The 16,910-nt window shown below is 62.9% G+C and carries 17 protein-coding genes; 15 read left to right on the forward strand and 2 right to left on the reverse strand.

What is annotated here, in order from left to right:
- Positions 1 to 33: 33 nt before the first annotated feature.
- The 8 genes from AC3ISG_RS08330 to AC3ISG_RS08365 all read left to right on the forward strand — a co-directional run bounded on the left by AC3ISG_RS08330 (position 34) and on the right by AC3ISG_RS08365 (position 8,362).
- A complete protein-coding gene (locus AC3ISG_RS08330; protein ID WP_489298961.1) occupies positions 34 to 2,352 on the forward strand; it encodes a chemotaxis protein CheA in 2,319 nt (772 codons plus the stop codon).
- Between the two features lie 389 nt (positions 2,353 to 2,741).
- Positions 2,742 to 3,899: a protein-glutamate methylesterase/protein-glutamine glutaminase gene (locus AC3ISG_RS08335; protein WP_489298962.1), complete on the forward strand. Its 1,158-nt coding sequence runs from the start codon at positions 2,742 to 2,744 to the stop codon at positions 3,897 to 3,899.
- Positions 3,899 to 4,639: a flagellar motor protein gene (locus tag AC3ISG_RS08340; protein ID WP_122536801.1), complete on the forward strand. Its 741-nt coding sequence runs from the start codon at positions 3,899 to 3,901 to the stop codon at positions 4,637 to 4,639. Before AC3ISG_RS08335 ends, AC3ISG_RS08340 begins: the two co-directional genes overlap by 1 nt.
- 7 nt (positions 4,640 to 4,646) lie before the next feature.
- Positions 4,647 to 5,528: a flagellar motor protein MotD gene (gene motD, locus AC3ISG_RS08345; RefSeq protein ID WP_122536802.1), complete on the forward strand. Its 882-nt coding sequence runs from the start codon at positions 4,647 to 4,649 to the stop codon at positions 5,526 to 5,528.
- A gap of 37 nt (positions 5,529 to 5,565) precedes the next feature.
- Positions 5,566 to 6,354, forward strand: coding sequence for a ParA family protein (locus AC3ISG_RS08350; RefSeq protein ID WP_122536803.1), 789 nt, complete (start codon positions 5,566 to 5,568; stop codon positions 6,352 to 6,354).
- Positions 6,355 to 6,466: 112 nt separating this feature from the next.
- On the forward strand, positions 6,467 to 7,411 hold the full coding sequence (locus AC3ISG_RS08355) for a CheW domain-containing protein (protein WP_489298963.1): 945 nt from the start codon (positions 6,467 to 6,469) through the stop codon (positions 7,409 to 7,411).
- Positions 7,412 to 7,483: 72 nt separating this feature from the next.
- A complete protein-coding gene (locus tag AC3ISG_RS08360) occupies positions 7,484 to 7,963 on the forward strand; it encodes a chemotaxis protein CheW (protein WP_122536805.1) in 480 nt (159 codons plus the stop codon).
- Positions 7,964 to 8,362, forward strand: coding sequence for a DUF2802 domain-containing protein (locus AC3ISG_RS08365; RefSeq protein WP_122536806.1), 399 nt, complete (start codon positions 7,964 to 7,966; stop codon positions 8,360 to 8,362). It begins immediately after the preceding gene.
- A gap of 857 nt (positions 8,363 to 9,219) precedes the next feature.
- Here the strand turns inward: AC3ISG_RS08365 and AC3ISG_RS08370 are convergent.
- Together AC3ISG_RS08370 and fliK are read right to left on the reverse strand one after the other, a co-directional pair.
- Positions 9,220 to 9,540 carry an EscU/YscU/HrcU family type III secretion system export apparatus switch protein gene (locus tag AC3ISG_RS08370; protein ID WP_122536808.1) on the reverse strand — a complete coding sequence of 107 codons (321 nt, stop codon included), beginning with the start codon at positions 9,538 to 9,540 and terminating at the stop codon, positions 9,220 to 9,222.
- Complete coding sequence (gene fliK / locus AC3ISG_RS08375; RefSeq protein WP_489298964.1) at positions 9,540 to 11,159, reverse strand: flagellar hook-length control protein FliK; 1,620 nt, start codon at positions 11,157 to 11,159, stop codon at positions 9,540 to 9,542. Before fliK ends, AC3ISG_RS08370 begins: the two co-directional genes overlap by 1 nt.
- Before the next feature lie 161 nt (positions 11,160 to 11,320).
- Between fliK and ccmA the strand changes: the two genes are divergently transcribed.
- The 7 genes from ccmA (at position 11,321) to AC3ISG_RS08410 (ending at position 16,737) form a co-directional block, all read left to right on the forward strand.
- Positions 11,321 to 11,956 carry a cytochrome c biogenesis heme-transporting ATPase CcmA gene (gene ccmA / locus AC3ISG_RS08380; protein WP_489298965.1) on the forward strand — a complete coding sequence of 212 codons (636 nt, stop codon included), beginning with the start codon at positions 11,321 to 11,323 and terminating at the stop codon, positions 11,954 to 11,956.
- A complete protein-coding gene (gene ccmB / locus AC3ISG_RS08385) occupies positions 11,953 to 12,624 on the forward strand; it encodes a heme exporter protein CcmB (protein ID WP_489298967.1) in 672 nt (223 codons plus the stop codon). Before ccmA ends, ccmB begins: the two co-directional genes overlap by 4 nt.
- 180 nt (positions 12,625 to 12,804) lie before the next feature.
- Entirely contained in the window at positions 12,805 to 13,584 is a 780-nt protein-coding gene (locus AC3ISG_RS08390) for a heme ABC transporter permease (protein ID WP_272635130.1), read from the forward strand.
- Complete coding sequence (ccmD, locus tag AC3ISG_RS08395; protein ID WP_122536811.1) at positions 13,581 to 13,757, forward strand: heme exporter protein CcmD; 177 nt, start codon at positions 13,581 to 13,583, stop codon at positions 13,755 to 13,757. The genes AC3ISG_RS08390 and ccmD overlap by 4 nt, the downstream gene beginning before the upstream one ends.
- Positions 13,754 to 14,227, forward strand: coding sequence for a cytochrome c maturation protein CcmE (gene ccmE / locus AC3ISG_RS08400; RefSeq protein ID WP_122622857.1), 474 nt, complete (start codon positions 13,754 to 13,756; stop codon positions 14,225 to 14,227). Before ccmD ends, ccmE begins: the two co-directional genes overlap by 4 nt.
- 3 nt (positions 14,228 to 14,230) lie before the next feature.
- A complete protein-coding gene (locus AC3ISG_RS08405; RefSeq protein WP_489298968.1) occupies positions 14,231 to 16,204 on the forward strand; it encodes a heme lyase CcmF/NrfE family subunit in 1,974 nt (657 codons plus the stop codon).
- Complete coding sequence (locus tag AC3ISG_RS08410) at positions 16,201 to 16,737, forward strand: DsbE family thiol:disulfide interchange protein (protein ID WP_122536814.1); 537 nt, start codon at positions 16,201 to 16,203, stop codon at positions 16,735 to 16,737. The genes AC3ISG_RS08405 and AC3ISG_RS08410 overlap by 4 nt, the downstream gene beginning before the upstream one ends.
- Positions 16,738 to 16,910 lie beyond the last annotated feature (173 nt).

Genomic DNA, 16,910 nt, shown 5'->3' on the forward strand with positions numbered 1-16,910 from the left:
CGGTTTGACGGTTAATTTTAGGAGCACCCCCCAATGAGCTTCGGCGCCGATGAAGAAATCCTTCAGGATTTTCTGGTAGAGGCCGGCGAGATTCTCGAGCTGTTGTCAGAGCAGTTGGTCGAGCTGGAAAGCCGGCCAGATGATGCGGACCTGCTCAATGCAATTTTTCGCGGTTTTCACACTGTAAAAGGGGGCGCCGGCTTCCTCCAGCTCAACGAGCTGGTTGAATGCTGTCACATCGCCGAGAACGTGTTCGACATCCTGCGCAAGGGTGAACGTCGCGTTGACTCGGAGCTCATGGACGTGGTGCTCGAAGCACTCGACACCGTCAACAGCATGTTCGGTCAGGTGCGCGAGCGTTCCGCCGTCACCCCGGCCACGCCTGAATTGCTGGCCGCGTTGGCCCGCCTGGCGGAGCCGGCCTCGGCCGAAGAAATCGCTGCAGCACCGGTGGTTGAAGAGCCGGTCGCTGAAGCGCCGTCCGAAGACATTACCGATTTTGAGTTCGAACAGCTTCTGGATTCGCTGAATGCTGTCAAGGCCCAGGCGGCAGGGGCGCCTGCGCCGGCTGCACCTGCACCAGCAGCGCCCGTGGCAGCAGCGCCCGTTGCAGCAGCACCTGCGGCACCGGCTGCTGCGCCCACCGGTAATGCGGCCAGCGATGAAATCACCGACGCCGAATTCGAATCGCTCCTCGATCAGCTGCATGGTAAAGGCCAGTTCGCCGTCGATGCGGTGCAACCGCCGGCCGCTGTAGCGCCGTCTGCCGCACCGGCCAGTGATGAAATCACTGACGACGAATTCGAGTCGCTGCTGGATCAGTTGCACGGCAAGGGTTCGTTCTCGCCGGATGCCGTGGGTGCCGCTGCTAATGCTGCCGCTGCACCTGTCGCATCGGTTGCGCCAGCTGCAGCGTCGAAAGCTGCAGCGTCGGACGAAATCACCGACAACGAATTTGAAGACCTGCTGGATCAGTTGCACGGCAAAGGCAAGTTTGAACCTGCCGTCGCTGCCGCAGCACCTGCGGCTGCACCGGCCACTAAGCCAGAACCCGCTGCCAAAGCTGAACCGGCGAAAGCGACGCCTGCTGCCGCCGCTCCGGCGAAAGCGGCTCCTGCCGCTGCGCCTGCCCCGGCTCGCGCTGCCGCTCCCGCGCCTAGCGAAAAACCGCCGTCTGAAGCGGAAACCACCGTGCGCGTCGACACCGCGCGGCTGGACGAAATCATGAACATGGTCGGCGAGCTGGTGCTGGTGCGTAACCGCCTCGTGCGCCTGGGCGCAAACAGCGCTGACGAAGCCATGTCCAAGGCCGTGTCCAACCTGGACGTGGTCACCGCTGACCTGCAGACCGCGGTCATGAAGACCCGTATGCAGCCGATCAAGAAAGTGTTCGGCCGCTTCCCGCGACTGGTCCGCGATCTGGCACGTCAGCTGAAGAAAGAAATCAGCCTTGAACTGGTGGGTGAAGAAACCGACCTGGACAAGAACCTCGTCGAGGCCCTGGCCGACCCGCTGGTCCACTTGGTGCGCAACGCGGTCGATCACGGTATCGAGTCGCCGGAAGAGCGCGAGGCCTCGGGCAAGCCCCGCAACGGTCGTGTGATTCTGGCGGCCGAACAGGAAGGCGATCACATCCTGCTGTCGATTTCCGATGACGGCAAAGGCATGGACCCTGCGGTCCTGCGCGCGATCGCGGTCAAGCGTGGCGTGATGGACAAGGACGCAGCGGATCGCCTCAGCGACACCGATTGCTACAACTTGATCTTCGCGCCGGGCTTCTCGACCAAGACCGAAATTTCCGACGTGTCCGGCCGTGGCGTGGGCATGGACGTGGTGAAAACCAAGATCGCCCAGCTCAACGGCTCGATCAGCATCGATTCCACCAAAGGTCTGGGCTCGAAGATCATCATCAAAGTGCCGCTGACCCTGGCGATCATGCCGACGCTGATGGTCATGCTCGGCAATCAAGCCTTCGCTTTCCCGCTGGTCAACGTCAACGAGATCTTCCACCTGGACCTGTCGACCACCAACGTCGTCGATGGTCAGGAAGTGGTGATCGTCCGCGACAAGGCGCTGCCGCTGTTTTACCTCAAGCGCTGGCTGGTCAGTTCGGCGGCCCACGAGGAGCAACGCGAAGGCCACGTGGTGATCTTGTCGGTCGGCACCCAACGCATCGGCTTTGTGGTCGATCAGTTGGTCGGCCAGGAAGAAGTGGTGATCAAGCCGCTGGGCAAGATGCTGCAAGGCACGCCGGGCATGTCGGGCGCTACCATCACCGGTGACGGCCGCATCGCTCTGATTCTCGATGTGCCAAGCATGCTCAAGCGCTACGCGGCACGCCGGATCGGTTAAGCAGGATCGGCTTCAGCAGGGCGGCTTGCGATGTTCTGTAGGACCGGTTTTAGCCGGGAAGGGGCCGGTGGGGATACTCTGGATTTTTCGGTGTGACACCCGACGCCTTCCCGGCTAAAGCCGGTCCCACTAACGGCATGCGGAGGGCGCCTTGCGAGGTTTTTTAGTGGGACCGGCTTCAGCCGGGAAGAGGGCAGGGTGAACACCCTTGATTATGGGGTGTGACATCTGACGCCTTCCCGGCTAAAGCCGGTCCTACAAATAGACCCGGTCTCGTTTCAAGCGCGAAAAACGGTCTCACTGGCCTGTCTCGTCTCGCCAATGTGACCCAAGCTACGTGATTCAGGGCGCGCCGACCTTCAGGGTGACGCGCGCTCTTTGGAGTGTTTATGGCAGTCAAGGTTCTCGTCGTGGACGATTCGGGTTTTTTCCGACGTCGTGTCTCGGAAATTCTCTCTTCGGATCCCACGATCCAGGTGGTCGGTACTGCCACCAATGGCAAGGAAGCCATTGAACAAGCCCTGGCCCTCAAGCCCGACGTGATCACCATGGACTACGAAATGCCGATGATGGATGGCATTACCGCGGTCCGTCACATCATGCAACGCTGCCCGACCCCGGTATTGATGTTTTCCTCACTGACCCACGAAGGCGCCCGAGTGACCCTCGATGCGCTGGACGCTGGCGCGGTGGATTTCCTGCCGAAAAACTTCGAAGACATCTCGCGCAACCCCGAGAAGGTCAAACAGATGCTGTGCGAGAAAGTCCACAGCATCTCCCGCAGCAACCGTCGTTTCAGCGGTTACGGCAGCACGCCTTCTGCCACGTCGGCACCGGCGCCATCTGCTGCGCCCGCTGCACCGCGCAGCACGGCTCCCGAAGCGCGACCGTCGCGTCCGGCGCCCGCCCCTGCGCCCGCGCCTGCCCGTGCAGCGGCCCCGGCTTCTCACCACCACGCGCCAACCTCAGGTGCGCCCAAGCGCAAGGCCTACAAACTGGTGGCGATCGGCACGTCCACCGGTGGCCCGGTTGCCTTGCAGCGGGTGTTGACCCAGCTGCCCGCCAACTTCCCGGCCCCCATCGTGCTGATCCAGCACATGCCGGCCGCCTTTACCAAAGCCTTCGCTGAGCGTCTCGACAAGCTTTGCCGCATCAGCGTCAAGGAAGCCGAAGACGGCGACATCCTGCGTCCCGGTCTGGCACTGCTGGCGCCTGGCGGCAAACAGATGATGGTCGACGGTCGCGGCGCGGTGAAAATCCTGCCCGGTGACGAGCGCCTCAATTACAAGCCCTGCGTCGACATCACCTTTGGCTCGGCGGCAAAATCCTACGGCGACAAAGTCCTCGCCGTCGTTCTCACCGGGATGGGCGCTGACGGCCGTGAAGGCGCGCGCCTGCTCAAGCAGAGCGGCAGCCAGATCTGGGCGCAGGACGAAGCCAGTTGCGTGATTTATGGGATGCCCATGGCGATCGTCAAAGCCGAGCTGGCCGACGCCGTTTACAGCCTCGACGATATCGGTCGCCACCTGGTTGAGGCCTGCAGCTGATGGATGTCTTGACGCTTATCGGGATCATTCTGGCGTTCGTCGCGATCATCGGCGGCAACTTCCTCGAAGGCGGGCACCTGGGCGCGCTGCTCAACGGCCCCGCCGCGCTGATCGTCCTCGGCGGTACGCTGGCGGCCTGCCTGGTGCAGACGCCCATGAGCGCGTTCAAGCGGGCGATGCAGATCTTCATCTGGATTCTGTTTCCGCCGCGCATCGATCTCGCCGGCGGCATTGATCGCGTCGTGTCCTGGAGCCTCACCGCGCGCAAGGAGGGCCTGCTCGGCCTCGAAGCCGTGGCGGACTCGGAACCGGATGCCTATTCGCGAAAAGGCCTGCAGCTGCTGGTCGACGGCGCTGAGCCGGCGGCCATACGGGGCATTCTGGAAGTCGATTTCCTCACCCAGGAGAGCCGCGATATCCAGGCCGCCAAGGTCTACGAAAGCATGGGTGGCTACGCGCCCACGATCGGCATCATCGGTGCGGTCATGGGCCTGATCCATGTCATGGGCAACCTGGCCGACCCCAATCAGCTGGGCAGCGGTATCGCCGTCGCCTTCATTGCCACCATTTATGGCGTGGCGTCCGCCAACCTGTTTCTTCTGCCCGTGGCGAACAAGCTCAAGGCCGTGGCGATCCGCCAGTCGCGCTATCGGGAGATGCTCCTCGAAGGGCTGCTGTCGATTGCCGAGGGCGAGAACCCGCGCTCGATCGAACTGAAGCTGCAAGGCTTCATGGAGTGATGGACTGATGGCCCGCCGACGTCGCCATGAAGAGCACGAAAATCACGAACGCTGGCTGGTGTCCTACGCGGACTTCATCACCTTGCTGTTCGCTTTTTTCGTGGTCATGTACTCCATCTCGTCGCTGAACGAAGGCAAATACAAGGTGCTGTCCGAAGCGCTGGTCGGGGTCTTCAACGAGCCCGAGCGCAGCATCAAGCCGATCCCCATCGGCGAGCAGAAGCCGCAAACCGTGCGGCCTGCCGATCCGCTGGTTCAGGACAGCGAGCAGACCGACGCGGCGCTGGGCCAGGCCGCGGACGACCCGCTGAAGTCGATTGCCGATGACGTCAACGCGGCGTTCGGCGACCTGATCGCTTCCAAGCAGATGACGGTGCGCGGCAACGAGCTGTGGATCGAGATCGAGCTCAATTCCAGCCTGCTGTTCGGCAGCGGCGACGCAATGCCGAGTAATCAGGCCTTCGACCTGATCGACAAGGTCGCGAAGATCATCAAGCCGTTCGATAACCCGATCCACGTCGAAGGCTTCACCGATAACCAGCCGATCAACACCGGCCAATTCCCGACCAACTGGGAACTGTCTTCAGCACGCTCCTCGAGCATCGTGCGGATGCTGGCCATGGACGGGATCAACCCGGCGCGGCTGGCTTCGGTGGGCTACGGCGAATTCCAGCCCCTGGCCTCCAACGCCACCGCCGACGGCCGCGCGCGCAACCGTCGCGTGGTGCTGGTGATCTCGCGCAACCTGGACGTGCGCCGCAGCCTCACCGGCTCAGGCACTACCGCCAACGCAAAACCCGATGCCGCCCTTCGTCGTGCTGGCACACAAACTGCACCAGTCCCCGCCAAGCCGCCGCAAGGCGTCAAATCTTCGTCATCTGCCCCTTAAACCCGGTCGTCGCTTTGGTCGGGGGGAAAACGAGTACATGAGAGTCTGGGCAGTAGCCAATCAGAAAGGCGGGGTCGGCAAGACCACCACCTCCATCGCTTTAGCCGGCTTGCTGGCAGAGGCGGGCAAGCGCGTGGTCGTGGTGGATCTCGATCCCCATGGCTCGATGACCAGCTATTTCGGGCAAGATCCCGATACGCTGGAACACAGCAGCTTCGACCTGTTCCTCAACAAAGGCGTGGTGCCGGACGGTTTGCCGGGCCAACTGCTGCTGCCCACCAGTGACAAGCGCATTTCGCTGCTGCCATCGAGCACCGCGCTGGCCACCCTAGAGCGCCAGTCGCCAGGGCAGAGCGGCCTGGGGCTGGTGATTGCCAGAAGTCTGGCCCAGCTGTGGCAGGACTTTGATTACGCGATCATCGACAGCCCGCCGTTGCTTGGTGTGCTGATGGTCAACGCCCTAGCGGCGAGCCAGCAACTGGCGATTCCGGTGCAGACTGAATTTCTCGCGGTGAAGGGCCTGGAACGCATGGTCAACACGCTGGCGATGATCAATCGCTCGCGCAAAGTGCCGCTGCCTTACACCATCGTGCCGACGCTGTTTGATCGCCGCACCCAGGCCTCGATGAGCACCCTCAAGCTGCTGCGCGACAGTTACCCGGAACACGTCTGGAATGCCTTCATTCCGGTGGACACGCGACTGCGCGATGCCAGCCGCGCGGGTCTGACCCCTTCACAGTTCGACAACAAGAGCCGTGGCGTGCTGGCGTACCGCGCGTTGCTCAAGCACCTGCTCACCGAACAGCTTGTCGGGCAGGTGGCCTAGTGTCCGCTGATCGTTATTTTTCGAGCGGCGCGCCTGCACGCTCAAGTCCATCGGCTATGCAGCCGATATCTGTATCAGGCGGTAATCGCATCACTACTTTTCGGGCTCCCGTATGAACCGCCCCCTGGACATTGCTTCACGACCACAACTGGCGCTGCAGAACTACCTGGACGCGTTGCTCTATGACGCGACTGAGGAGCTGCAGGTCGTCGAGTCCGTCGATGAATTTCAAGCGGCCGTGCTCGAAGAGCAGGCCCATGACGCACGCATGCGTTCTGCAGTAGCCGCTGCGGTGGCTGCCGCTTTGCCGGTGCCACAGCCCGCGCCGATGAGCCGGCCTGCGCCTGTTTCGCTGGCGTATTCGGCTCAGCCGGAACCCGCCGTCGCGCGGGTGATGGAACGGCCAGTGGTCATGCCTCCGGTCATTCTGCCGCCCGCCATCGTTCCGCTGGTTGAGCCGGCTGTTGAAGCGCCTGTGGTTGAGGCTCTGGTGGTGGGAGAGCCGCCAACAGCGCTGGTCGAGCCGGTTGTTGACGTGCATCTGTCCGCTCAACGCACGCCAACGCCGCCGCCCACTGGCGACGAGCGCCCGGCCTGGGCGGCCGAGCCGTTCGAATGCCTGTTGTTCGACGTTGCCGGTCTGACCCTCGCGGTGCCGCTGGTGTGCCTGGGTTCGATTTACCCGTTGGCGGGCCATGAATTGACGCCGCTGTTCGGTCAGCCGGACTGGTTCCTCGGGATCCTGCCAAGCCAGGCCGGCAACCTGAAGGTGCTGGACACCGCGCGCTGGATCATGCCGGACCGGTACCGCGACGATTTTCGTCAGGGCCTGCAATACGTGATCTCGGTTCAGGGCTATGAGTGGGGGCTGGCGGTGCATCAGGTCAGCCGCTCGTTGCGCCTGGACCCCAACGAAATCAAATGGCGCACCCATCGTGGTCAGCGGCCCTGGCTTGCCGGGACGGTGATCGAACACATGTGTGCGTTGCTGGACGTTTCCGAGCTGGCCGAGCTGATTGCCAGTGGCGCGGTCAAGCAGATGAAAACGCATCAATAAACATCGTCAGATCAACACAGGGCGGCGTACGAAACGTCGACCGCACCGCACAACACGCAAGGGGTTAGGGGTATGAAGAAGTCGTCAGCACAGGGTTCCGAAGATCCGATTCTGCAATGGGTCACCTTCCGCCTGGACAACGAGTCGTATGGCATCAACGTGATGCAGGTTCAGGAAGTGCTGCGCTACACCGAGATCGCTCCGGTCCCGGGCGCGCCAAGCTACGTGCTGGGGATCATCAACCTGCGCGGTAACGTCGTCACCGTGATCGACACCCGTCAGCGCTTTGGTCTGGCCCCGGTTGAAGTCAGCGACAACACGCGAGTGGTGATCATTGAGGCCGACAAGCAAGTGGTCGGTATCCTGGTCGACAGCGTCGCTGAAGTCGTTTACCTGCGTCAGTCGGAAGTCGAAACCGCGCCGAACGTGGGCAACGACGAGTCCGCCAAGTTCATCCAGGGCGTCTGCAACAAGAACGGCGAACTGCTGATCCTGGTGGAACTGGACAAGATGATGTCCGAGGAAGAGTGGTCCGAGCTGGAGAGCATCTGATTGATTCTCGATGTGGCGGTGATTTTTCTGGCGGTGTTGTGGGTCGCGAGCGTCGCGATGTTCATGGCCCACACCAAGCGCTTGCGCATCCAGGCCACCCAGCAGCTGGAGGCGGATTCGCTGCGTGATCAGCGCATCCGCGAGCTGGCCCGGCGCCTGGAAAATTACCAGAGCGGGACGGTGAGAATGGGTGAGGAACTGCACGAGCTGCGTTCCATCATCGCGCTGCTGCCAGACAAGATCACTGCCCTTGAGCAGCGCGATCCCTCGACCCTGTCCTTCGCCCAGGCCGCACGCCTGGTCGGCATGGGCGCCAGCATCGACGAACTGACTCAATCCTGCGGCCTGACCCAGGCCGAAGCGCAGTTGATGACCAAGGTGCATGGGCATAATCGATAGGTGAGGGGGGGGCGCTGCTGCCTTGCGAGCACGCTTACTGTCATCAGCCATGACGGCGCCGCGGAAGTAGCTGCCGAGGGATGCAGTGTGGGAGCCGAGCTTGCTCGCGAATGGGGCCTTTCAACCGCTGCATTTTTAGCGGATGTCCCGGCCTCTTCGTGAGCAAGGTGGAGCGCCACCCCGGTCACTCCCACAGGTCTTGCGCCAACCGGGAATCCCGAGCCGAATCACCCTCCCGTGGGAGCCGAGCTTGCTCGCGAAGACTTACTTTCAGCCCCCGAGAAAGTGGCTGAATGCCCCGGCCTCTTCGTGAGCAAGCTCACTCCCACAGGTCATGCGCCAACCGGGAATCCCGAGCCGAATCACCCTCCCGTGGGAGTCGAGCTTGCTCGCGAAGACTTACTTTCAGCCCCAGAGAAAGTGGCTGAATGCCCCGGCCTCTTCGTGAGCAAGCTCACTCCCGCAGGTCCTGCAATGACCGGCGATTTTGAGTCAGTCCACCGTCATGTGGGAGCGAGCTTGCTCGCGAAGACTTACTTTCAGCCCCCGAGAAAGTGGCTGAATGTCCCGGCCTCTTCGTGAGCAAGGTGGAGCGCCACCCCGGTCACTCCCACAGGTCTTGCGCCAACCGGGAATCCCGAGTCGAATCACCCTCCCGTGGGAGCCGAGCTTGCTCGCGAAGACTTACTTTCAGCCCCCGAGAAAGTGGCTGAATGTTCCGGCCTTTTCGTGAGCAAGCTCACTCCCACAGGTCCTCCTGCAACCGGAGATCCCGAGCCGAGCCACCCTCCCGTAGAAGCGACCGGGGTGGCGCTCCACCTTGCTCGCGAAGGCGTCCGGTCATGCGCCACACACCTTCAACGCGGTGTGATATCCCGCTCCACCGGCCCGGCGTCCGGGTCGAATCCCACCGGGAATTTGCCTTTCAGGCGCCAGGCAAAGGCGATGATTTCGGCGATGGTCAGGTACAGCTCCTGGGGAATGCTGTCGCCCAGCTCCAGGCGGGCGAGCATTTTCACCAGTTCGGCGTTTTCATAGATCGGGACTTTGTACTCTCGGGCGATCGCCAGTATTGCTTCCGCCAGGGCGTCGTCGCCCTTGGCGGTCAGCGTCGGGGCCTGGTGGCCGTCGTAGCTCAGGGCAATGGCCTGACGCGGGTTCTGCTCAGGTGTGCTCATCAGGCGTTCTCGTCGATCCAGCGTTGTTCGAGCACGGTACGTGGGCCTTGGGGCGGCACGCCTCGGTTGCATTCCAGCGCCTTGACGTTCAAACCGCACGCCACCAATCGCGCACGCAGAGTGTCCAGCTCGCCGGAAATCAACTCAGCGCTGCCTTCGCGTTCCGCCCACAACTGGCTGGCGATGCTGCCGGCCATCAGTTGCGCCTGCACGTGCAGCGGGCCGAGGGGCTCCAGATCGAATGCCAGCTCCACCCGCCAGAGCTTTTCTCGCTCCTTGGCTTCCTGCGTCGGCGCATCAGATTGCTCCTCACGCTCGGGCGTCTCTTCGCGCTGAACCTTGACCTGCAACGGCACGATGTCGTGGGCGTTGCGCATCGGGATCTCCAGCTGCCATGTGGTGACCTGGGTGCCATCAGCATGGGTGCGCGTTTGCTCCAGCCCGCCCAGCTGATGGCTCTGCAGGCGCGAAATCGCCCCCGCCGCGAGCTTCAACAGCATCTCCAGATCGTCCTTGCTGCCTGGGTGCCCGAGGGTGCGCGGTGGCAATGGAAAGTTGATCGGATCGCTCGGCGGCGCCACCAGCCCCAACGTGCCGAAGGCGCTGCGCAACACGCTGGGCATGGCCCGCGCCAAGGTGTTGCCGGCCGCTGCAGCGTCATAACTGACGTTGCCCGGCAGCCCCGGCATGATCTGTGTGACAAGCCGCAGCAGGTTGGCTTTCATGTCCGGCACCAGCGTCGGGTTTTGCCCGGCGAGCAAGCGCGATTCCATGAACAGCCCGCTGGCATTCAGCGCCTGGGCCACGCCCTTGGCGGTGGTCATCTGCGGGACATCCGGCAGATCGGCCAGCAGTTGCTCGATGGTGGCCCGCAGCGACGGCGAAAGATTGTCGCCATCGGCAGCCGGCGGCGGCATGTTTTGCAGTGCGGCGATCAGGCCCTGCAGCGAGCCCTGACGGCTTTGCTGGGTCGATAACTGCTGGGCCAGGGCCAGTTCATCAAGGCGATTGGGCAAGGCGACGAAATTCAGCGCCTGACTGTTCTGCACCTGGGCGCTGAGCAGACTGCCAACTCGCAGCGGCTGCGGGCTGTCGACGGTCAGGCTGGTTCCGGCGAGGGCCGTGTTGAGCAGGATGACGATGGAACGGTAACTGGTTGGCACCGTGCTGGCAGAGGACTGGCCGCTTAATTGCGCGACATTCTGCGCCGCCACTTGGGTGGTCAGTACCTTGCCCTGTAACAGTGTGCCCGCGGGCAGTTGCCGCGTGTCGATGCTGGTCAGGCTGTTGGCGGCGGCTTTCTGCAGGTCCTGCACGCTGATGGTCAGGGTATCCGCCGAACCCTGGGCGACGTTGACGTTGGTGCCGGGGGTCAGCGGCAGTGAACTGCTGACGGGGAGGGTGGTTTGCCGGCCGTTGTCCATGGTCAGTTTGAGCAGCAGCTGAAAGTCCTGCCCCAGTTGCTTGAGGCTCACCACTTCAGCGCTGGCCACCTGACCCGAGGTCAACAGCCCTTCACGCGGCTCCATCAGCTTGAGCACTTCGCCCGCCGGCACGCCTGCCCGGAGCAAGGCTGTGGCCACTGTTACTGGAGAAAGATTGGGTATATCGCCTGTCATCAGATCCCGACTCGGTAAATTTGCGCTCTGGGTGGCGGGTCCGGGTATGTATAATCCGGCACCGACTGCGTCGGCGGTCCACCGTTAAGCTGCATCAGTATAACGGCCGTCATGATCCCGACTTGAACCGCCGTGCCGCTGCTACTGAAAAGAAGGTCCCCATGCCGATCCCCGTTCTTGAAGCCGTGGCGCTGACTTGCGAGCGTGACTGGCGCCTGCTGTTCGAGCACCTCGAATTGCGGCTGAGCGCAGGCGACATGGTGCAGATCAGCGGCCCCAACGGCAGCGGCAAAACCAGCCTGCTGCGCCTGTTGTGCGGGCTGATGCAGCCCACCGCCGGCAGTGTGCTTCTGGATGGCAAGCCCCTCGCCAGTCAGCGCAGCGAGTTGACCCGTCACCTGCTGTGGATCGGCCACGCCGCCGGGATCAAAGATTTACTCACCCCCCTGGAAAACCTCGCCTGGCTCTGCGCGCTGCACACGCCCGTGGAAGCCGCCGACATCTGGCGCGCCCTCGAAGCGGTCGGCCTGCGCGGCTTTGAAGACGTCCCGTGCCACACCTTGTCGGCGGGCCAGCGCCGTCGCGTGGCGCTGGCCCGCTTGTATTTGCCGGGACCCGGCCTGTGGATGCTCGACGAGCCCTTCACGGCGCTGGACAAACAGGGCGTCGCGCAACTCGAAGCGCACCTGGCGGAGCACTGTGAAAACGGCGGCGCCGTGGTGCTGACCACCCACCACACCCTGAGCCGCACGCCTTCAGGCTATCGCGATCTGGACCTGGGGCAGTGGGCGGCATGAGTCACGTGTTTACCCTGTTGATTGCCCGGGAAGCGCGCCTGCTGTTCCGGCGTCCGGCCGAGCTGCTGAACCCGCTGGTGTTCTTCGCCATCGTCATCGCGCTGTTTCCCCTGGCTGTCGGCCCTGACACGCAGCTGCTGCAACGCCTGTCGCCGGGGTTGGTGTGGGTGGCGGCGCTGTTGTCCGTTCTGCTGTCGCTGGACGGCCTGTTTCGCAGCGATTTCGAAGACGGCTCCCTCGAACAATGGGTGCTGTCGTCGCAACCGCTGGCGCTGCTGGTGCTGGCGAAAGTGCTGGCGCACTGGGCGTTTTCCGGGCTGGCACTGGTCTTGCTGTCCCCGCTGCTGGCGCTGATGCTGGGCCTGCCCACCGCGTGTCTGCCGGTGCTGCTGCTGTCGCTGCTGCTGGGCACGCCGGTGCTGAGCCTGCTTGGCGCGGTGGGCGCGGCGTTGACCGTAGGGCTCAAGCGCGGCGGTCTGCTGTTGGCGTTGTTGATCCTGCCGCTGTACATCCCGGTACTGATTCTGGGCAGCGGCGCGTTGCAGGCTGCACTTGAGGGCATGCCCGCGACCGGTTATCTGCTTTGGCTTGGCAGCCTGACCGCACTGGCGATAACCCTGACGCCTTTTGCAATTGCCGCTGGTTTGAAGATCAGCGTTGGCGAATAATCGCACCCTGACCGCGCGGACAGTTTTTCCGTCGGCAGGTCCTGGACGCTTCAGTCATAAGAAGCGCCTTGCCCTGACAGCGCCTCTGGCGGAGACGCATTGTGATAACGAGCACCGTGATGAAAAGCACCGTGATGAAAAGGCAGCATGATGAACACAAGCGCCAAGGCTAAAGGCGGCATGAGTTGGGCCTGGTTCCACAAACTCGGTTCGCCCAAATGGTTTTACGGCATCAGCGGCCGTCTGCTGCCGTGGCTGAGCATTGCTGCCGCGCTGTTGATCGGCATCGGCGTGGTCTGGGGCCTGGCGTTCGCGCCGCCCGACTACCAGCAAGGCAACAGCTTTCGCATCATTTATATCCACGTGCCGGCGGCGATGCTGGCCCAGTCCTGCTACGTGATGATGGCCGTGTGCGGCGTAGTCGGGCTGGTCTGGAAAATGAAGATGGCCGACGTCGCCCTGCAATGTGCGGCGCCCATCGGCGCGTGGATGACTGCATTGGCGCTGGTCACCGGCGCGATCTGGGGCAAGCCGACGTGGGGCTCGTGGTGGGTCTGGGACGCGCGGCTGACGTCGATGCTGATCCTGCTGTTTCTGTACTTCGGCCTGATCGCGCTGGGCAACGCCATTACCAACCGCGACAGCGCCGCCAAGGCCTGCGCCGTGCTGGCTATCGTTGGCGTGATCAACATCCCGATCATCAAATACTCGGTGGAATGGTGGAGCACGCTGCACCAGGGCGCGACCTTCAGCTTGACGGAAAAACCCGCCATGCCTGCCGAAATGTGGCTGCCGCTGCTGTTCACCGTCCTGGGGTTTTACAGCTTCTTCGGTGCGGTGCTGCTGATGCGCATGCGCCTGGAAGTGCTCAAGCGCGAGGCCCGCGCCGGGTGGGTCAAGGATGAGTTGATGAAGCACTCAGGCCGCCCAGCGTCACCTCGCCATGGAGCCGAACGATGAGCTTCGAGTCTTTCAGCGATTTTCTCGCCATGGGCAAGCACGGTCTGTATGTCTGGTCGGCTTATGGCATCTGTTTCACCGTGCTGGCGATCAACGTCCTGGCACCGGTTGTCGCGCGTCGGCGTTACCTGCAACAAGAGGCGCGTCGTCTGCGCCGGGAGAGCATTACGTGAATCCGCTGCGAAAAAAGCGCCTGTTGATCATCCTGGCGATCCTCGCCGGGGTCGGCATTGCGGTCAGCCTTGCACTCAGCGCGCTGAAGGAAAACATCAACCTGTTCTACACCCCGACCCAGATCGCCGGCGGCGAAGCGCCCCGTGATACGCGAATTCGCGCCGGTGGCATGGTGGTTCAGGGCTCGCTGCAGCGCTCGCCGGATTCCCTGGACGTCACCTTTGCCGTCACCGATTTCAACAAGTCGGTGCCCATCACCTATCGCGGCATCCTGCCTGACCTGTTCCGCGAAGGGCAGGGCATCGTTGCGCTCGGCAAGCTCAATGCCGACGGCGTGGTCGTCGCCGATGAAGTACTGGCCAAACACGATGAGAAATACATGCCGCCGGAAGTCGCCAAAGCGCTGAAAGACAGCGGCCAGCTCGCGCCCGCCACGACGCCCGCCGCTCTCCCGGACAAACAGGGGTAAACGATGATTCCCGAACTCGGCCATCTGGCCATGATTTTGGCCCTGTGTTTCGCCATCGTGCAGGCCAGCGTGCCGCTGCTGGGCGCTTGGCGCGGCGACCGTCTGTGGATGAGCCTCGCCCAGCCTGCCGCCTGGGGGCAGTTTGCATTTCTGGTGTTTGCGTTCGGCTGCCTGACCCATTCGTTCATGGTCGACGATTTTTCCGTGGCCTACGTGGCTGAAAACTCCAACAGCGCGTTGCCGTGGTACTACAAATTCAGTGCTGTCTGGGGCGCACACGAAGGGTCGTTGCTGCTCTGGGCGCTGATCCTCGGCGGCTGGACCTTCGCCGTGTCTATCTTCTCCCGGCAATTGCCCCAGGTCATGCTCGCCCGCGTACTGGCGGTGATGGGCATGATCAGCGTTGGCTTTCTGCTGTTTCTGATCCTCACCTCCAACCCCTTCAGCCGCATCCTGCCGCAGATTCCCCAGGACGGCCGCGACCTCAACCCGTTGCTCCAGGACATCGGCCTGATCGTCCACCCGCCGATGCTGTACATGGGTTACGTCGGGTTCTCCGTGGCCTTCGCCTTCGCCATCGCCGCCTTGCTTGGCGGTCGGCTTGATGCGGCATGGGCGCGCTGGTCGCGGCCGTGGACCATCGTTGCCTGGGCCTTCCTCGGCATCGGCATCACCCTGGGTTCGTGGTGGGCCTATTACGAACTCGGCTGGGGCGGCTGGTGGTTCTGGGACCCGGTGGAAAACGCCTCGTTCATGCCATGGCTGGTGGGCACGGCGCTGATTCACTCCCTGGCGGTCACGGAAAAGCGCGGCGTGTTCAAAAGCTGGACCGTGCTTTTGGCCATCGCGGCGTTTTCGTTGAGCCTGCTGGGTACCTTCCTTGTGCGCTCCGGCGTACTGACGTCGGTGCATGCCTTCGCGTCTGACCCGGCCCGTGGCGTGTTTATTCTGATCTTCCTGCTGATGGTGGTGGGCGGCTCACTGACCCTGTTCGCCATCCGCGCGCCGGTGGTGAAAAGCCATGTGGGCTTTGGCCTGTGGTCCCGGGAAACCTTGCTGCTGGGCAATAACCTGGTGTTGGTGGTGGCGGCGTCGATGATTCTGCTCGGCACGCTGTACCCGTTGGTGCTGGATGCGTTGAGCGGGGCGAAGATGTCGGTCGGCCCGCCGTATTTCAATGCGTTGTTCGTGCCGCTGATGGGGCTGCTCATGGCAGTCATGGCGGTGGGTGTGCTGGTGCGCTGGAAGGACACGCCGGTTAAGTGGCTGTTGAGTATGCTCGCGCCGGTGTTGGTCGGCAGCGCGGTGTTGGCGGTCATCGCCGGTTTTGCCATGGCCGACTTCCATTGGGCGGTGCTTGCCACCTGTTTGCTGGCGGCCTGGGTGTTGCTGGCCGGCGTGCGCGACCTGTTCGACAAGACTCGCCACAAAGGCCTGCTCAAGGGCGCGCGCTCGCTGACCCGCAGTTACTGGGGCATGCAGGTGGCGCACCTCGGCATTTCGGTGCTGGCGCTGGGCGTGGTGTTGTCGAGCCAGAACAGCGCTGAGCGCGACCTGCGCATGGCCCCCGGCGAATCGGTGGAGCTCGGTGGCTATATGTTTGTGTTCGAGGGCGCACAGCATTACCAGGGCCCGAACTTCACCTCCGACCGCGGCACCCTTCGCGTGCTGGAAGACGGCAAGGAAATCACCGTGCTGCACCCGGAAAAACGCCTGTACACGGTGCAGCGTTCGATGATGACCGAGGCCGGCATCGACGCTGGTTTCACCCGCGATCTGTACGTGGCGCTGGGCGAACCGCTGGAAAACGGCGCGTGGGCGGTACGTGTCCACGTCAAGCCATTCGTGCGCTGGATCTGGTTCGGCGGGCTCATCACCGCGCTGGGGGGGCTGCTGGCAGCGCTGGACAAACGTTACCGCGTCAAAGTCCGTACGAAGGTGCGTGACGCATTGGGCCTGACGGGAGCGGCGGTATGAAGCGCTGGATGTTGCTCGGTCCGCTGGTGCTGTTCCTTGGCATGGCGGGGTTACTGTATCGAGGCTTGTATCTGGATCCGTCGGAATTGCCGTCGGCGCTGATCGGCAAGCCGTTCCCTGAATTCAGTTTGCCTGCGGTGCAGGATGGCAAGCCCCTGACTCGCGCCGACCTGCTTGGCAAACCGGCATTGGTCAACGTCTGGGGCACCTGGTGCGTGGCCTGCCGCGTCGAGCACCCGGTGCTGACCAAACTGGCCCAGCAGGGCGTGGTGATCTATGGCGTCAATTACAAGGATGTGAACGCCGAAGCGCAGAAGTGGCTGAAGGACTTTCACGACCCGTATCAGCTGAACATCAATGATGAGGCCGGCAGCCTGGGTCTGAATCTGGGTGTGTATGGCGCGCCGGAGACCTTTCTGATCGATGGGAAGGGCGTCATTCGTTACAAGCATGTCGGCGTGATCGACGAAGCTGTCTGGCGCCAGAAGCTGGCAGGGCAGTATCAGGCGCTGGTGGATGAGGGCTCAGAATGATCAGCCGGCATGATGTGGCGGCTGAAGGCGATGGAGCTTCTGTGGGAGCGACCGGGGTGGCGATCCACCTTGCTCGCGAAGGCTTAAGTTCAGCCCATGGAGATGTGTTGAACGTTAGGGCCTCTTCGCGAGCAAGCTCGCTCCCACAGGGTTTGCGCGGTGTGCCTGCTGAT

It is taken from the genome of Pseudomonas sp. GL_135, from assembly GCF_057834665.1.

Excerpts from the sequence above, each read along its gene's own strand:
- AC3ISG_RS08330 (WP_489298961.1), top strand. The coding sequence starts at position 34 with ATGAGCTTCGGCGCCGATGAAGAAATCCTTCAGGATTTTCTGGTAGAG.
- AC3ISG_RS08335 (WP_489298962.1), top strand. The coding sequence starts at position 2,742 with ATGGCAGTCAAGGTTCTCGTCGTGGACGATTCGGGTTTTTTCCGACGT.
- AC3ISG_RS08340 (WP_122536801.1), top strand. The coding sequence starts at position 3,899 with ATGGATGTCTTGACGCTTATCGGGATCATTCTGGCGTTCGTCGCGATC.
- motD (WP_122536802.1), top strand. The coding sequence starts at position 4,647 with ATGGCCCGCCGACGTCGCCATGAAGAGCACGAAAATCACGAACGCTGG.
- AC3ISG_RS08350 (WP_122536803.1), top strand. The coding sequence starts at position 5,566 with ATGAGAGTCTGGGCAGTAGCCAATCAGAAAGGCGGGGTCGGCAAGACC.
- AC3ISG_RS08355 (WP_489298963.1), top strand. The coding sequence starts at position 6,467 with ATGAACCGCCCCCTGGACATTGCTTCACGACCACAACTGGCGCTGCAG.
- AC3ISG_RS08360 (WP_122536805.1), top strand. The coding sequence starts at position 7,484 with ATGAAGAAGTCGTCAGCACAGGGTTCCGAAGATCCGATTCTGCAATGG.
- AC3ISG_RS08370 (WP_122536808.1), bottom strand. The coding sequence starts at position 9,540 with ATGAGCACACCTGAGCAGAACCCGCGTCAGGCCATTGCCCTGAGCTAC.
- fliK (WP_489298964.1), bottom strand. The coding sequence starts at position 11,159 with ATGACAGGCGATATACCCAATCTTTCTCCAGTAACAGTGGCCACAGCC.
- ccmA (WP_489298965.1), top strand. The coding sequence starts at position 11,321 with ATGCCGATCCCCGTTCTTGAAGCCGTGGCGCTGACTTGCGAGCGTGAC.
- ccmB (WP_489298967.1), top strand. The coding sequence starts at position 11,953 with ATGAGTCACGTGTTTACCCTGTTGATTGCCCGGGAAGCGCGCCTGCTG.
- AC3ISG_RS08390 (WP_272635130.1), top strand. The coding sequence starts at position 12,805 with ATGAGTTGGGCCTGGTTCCACAAACTCGGTTCGCCCAAATGGTTTTAC.
- ccmD (WP_122536811.1), top strand. The coding sequence starts at position 13,581 with ATGAGCTTCGAGTCTTTCAGCGATTTTCTCGCCATGGGCAAGCACGGT.
- AC3ISG_RS08405 (WP_489298968.1), top strand. The coding sequence starts at position 14,231 with ATGATTCCCGAACTCGGCCATCTGGCCATGATTTTGGCCCTGTGTTTC.
- AC3ISG_RS08410 (WP_122536814.1), top strand. The coding sequence starts at position 16,201 with ATGAAGCGCTGGATGTTGCTCGGTCCGCTGGTGCTGTTCCTTGGCATG.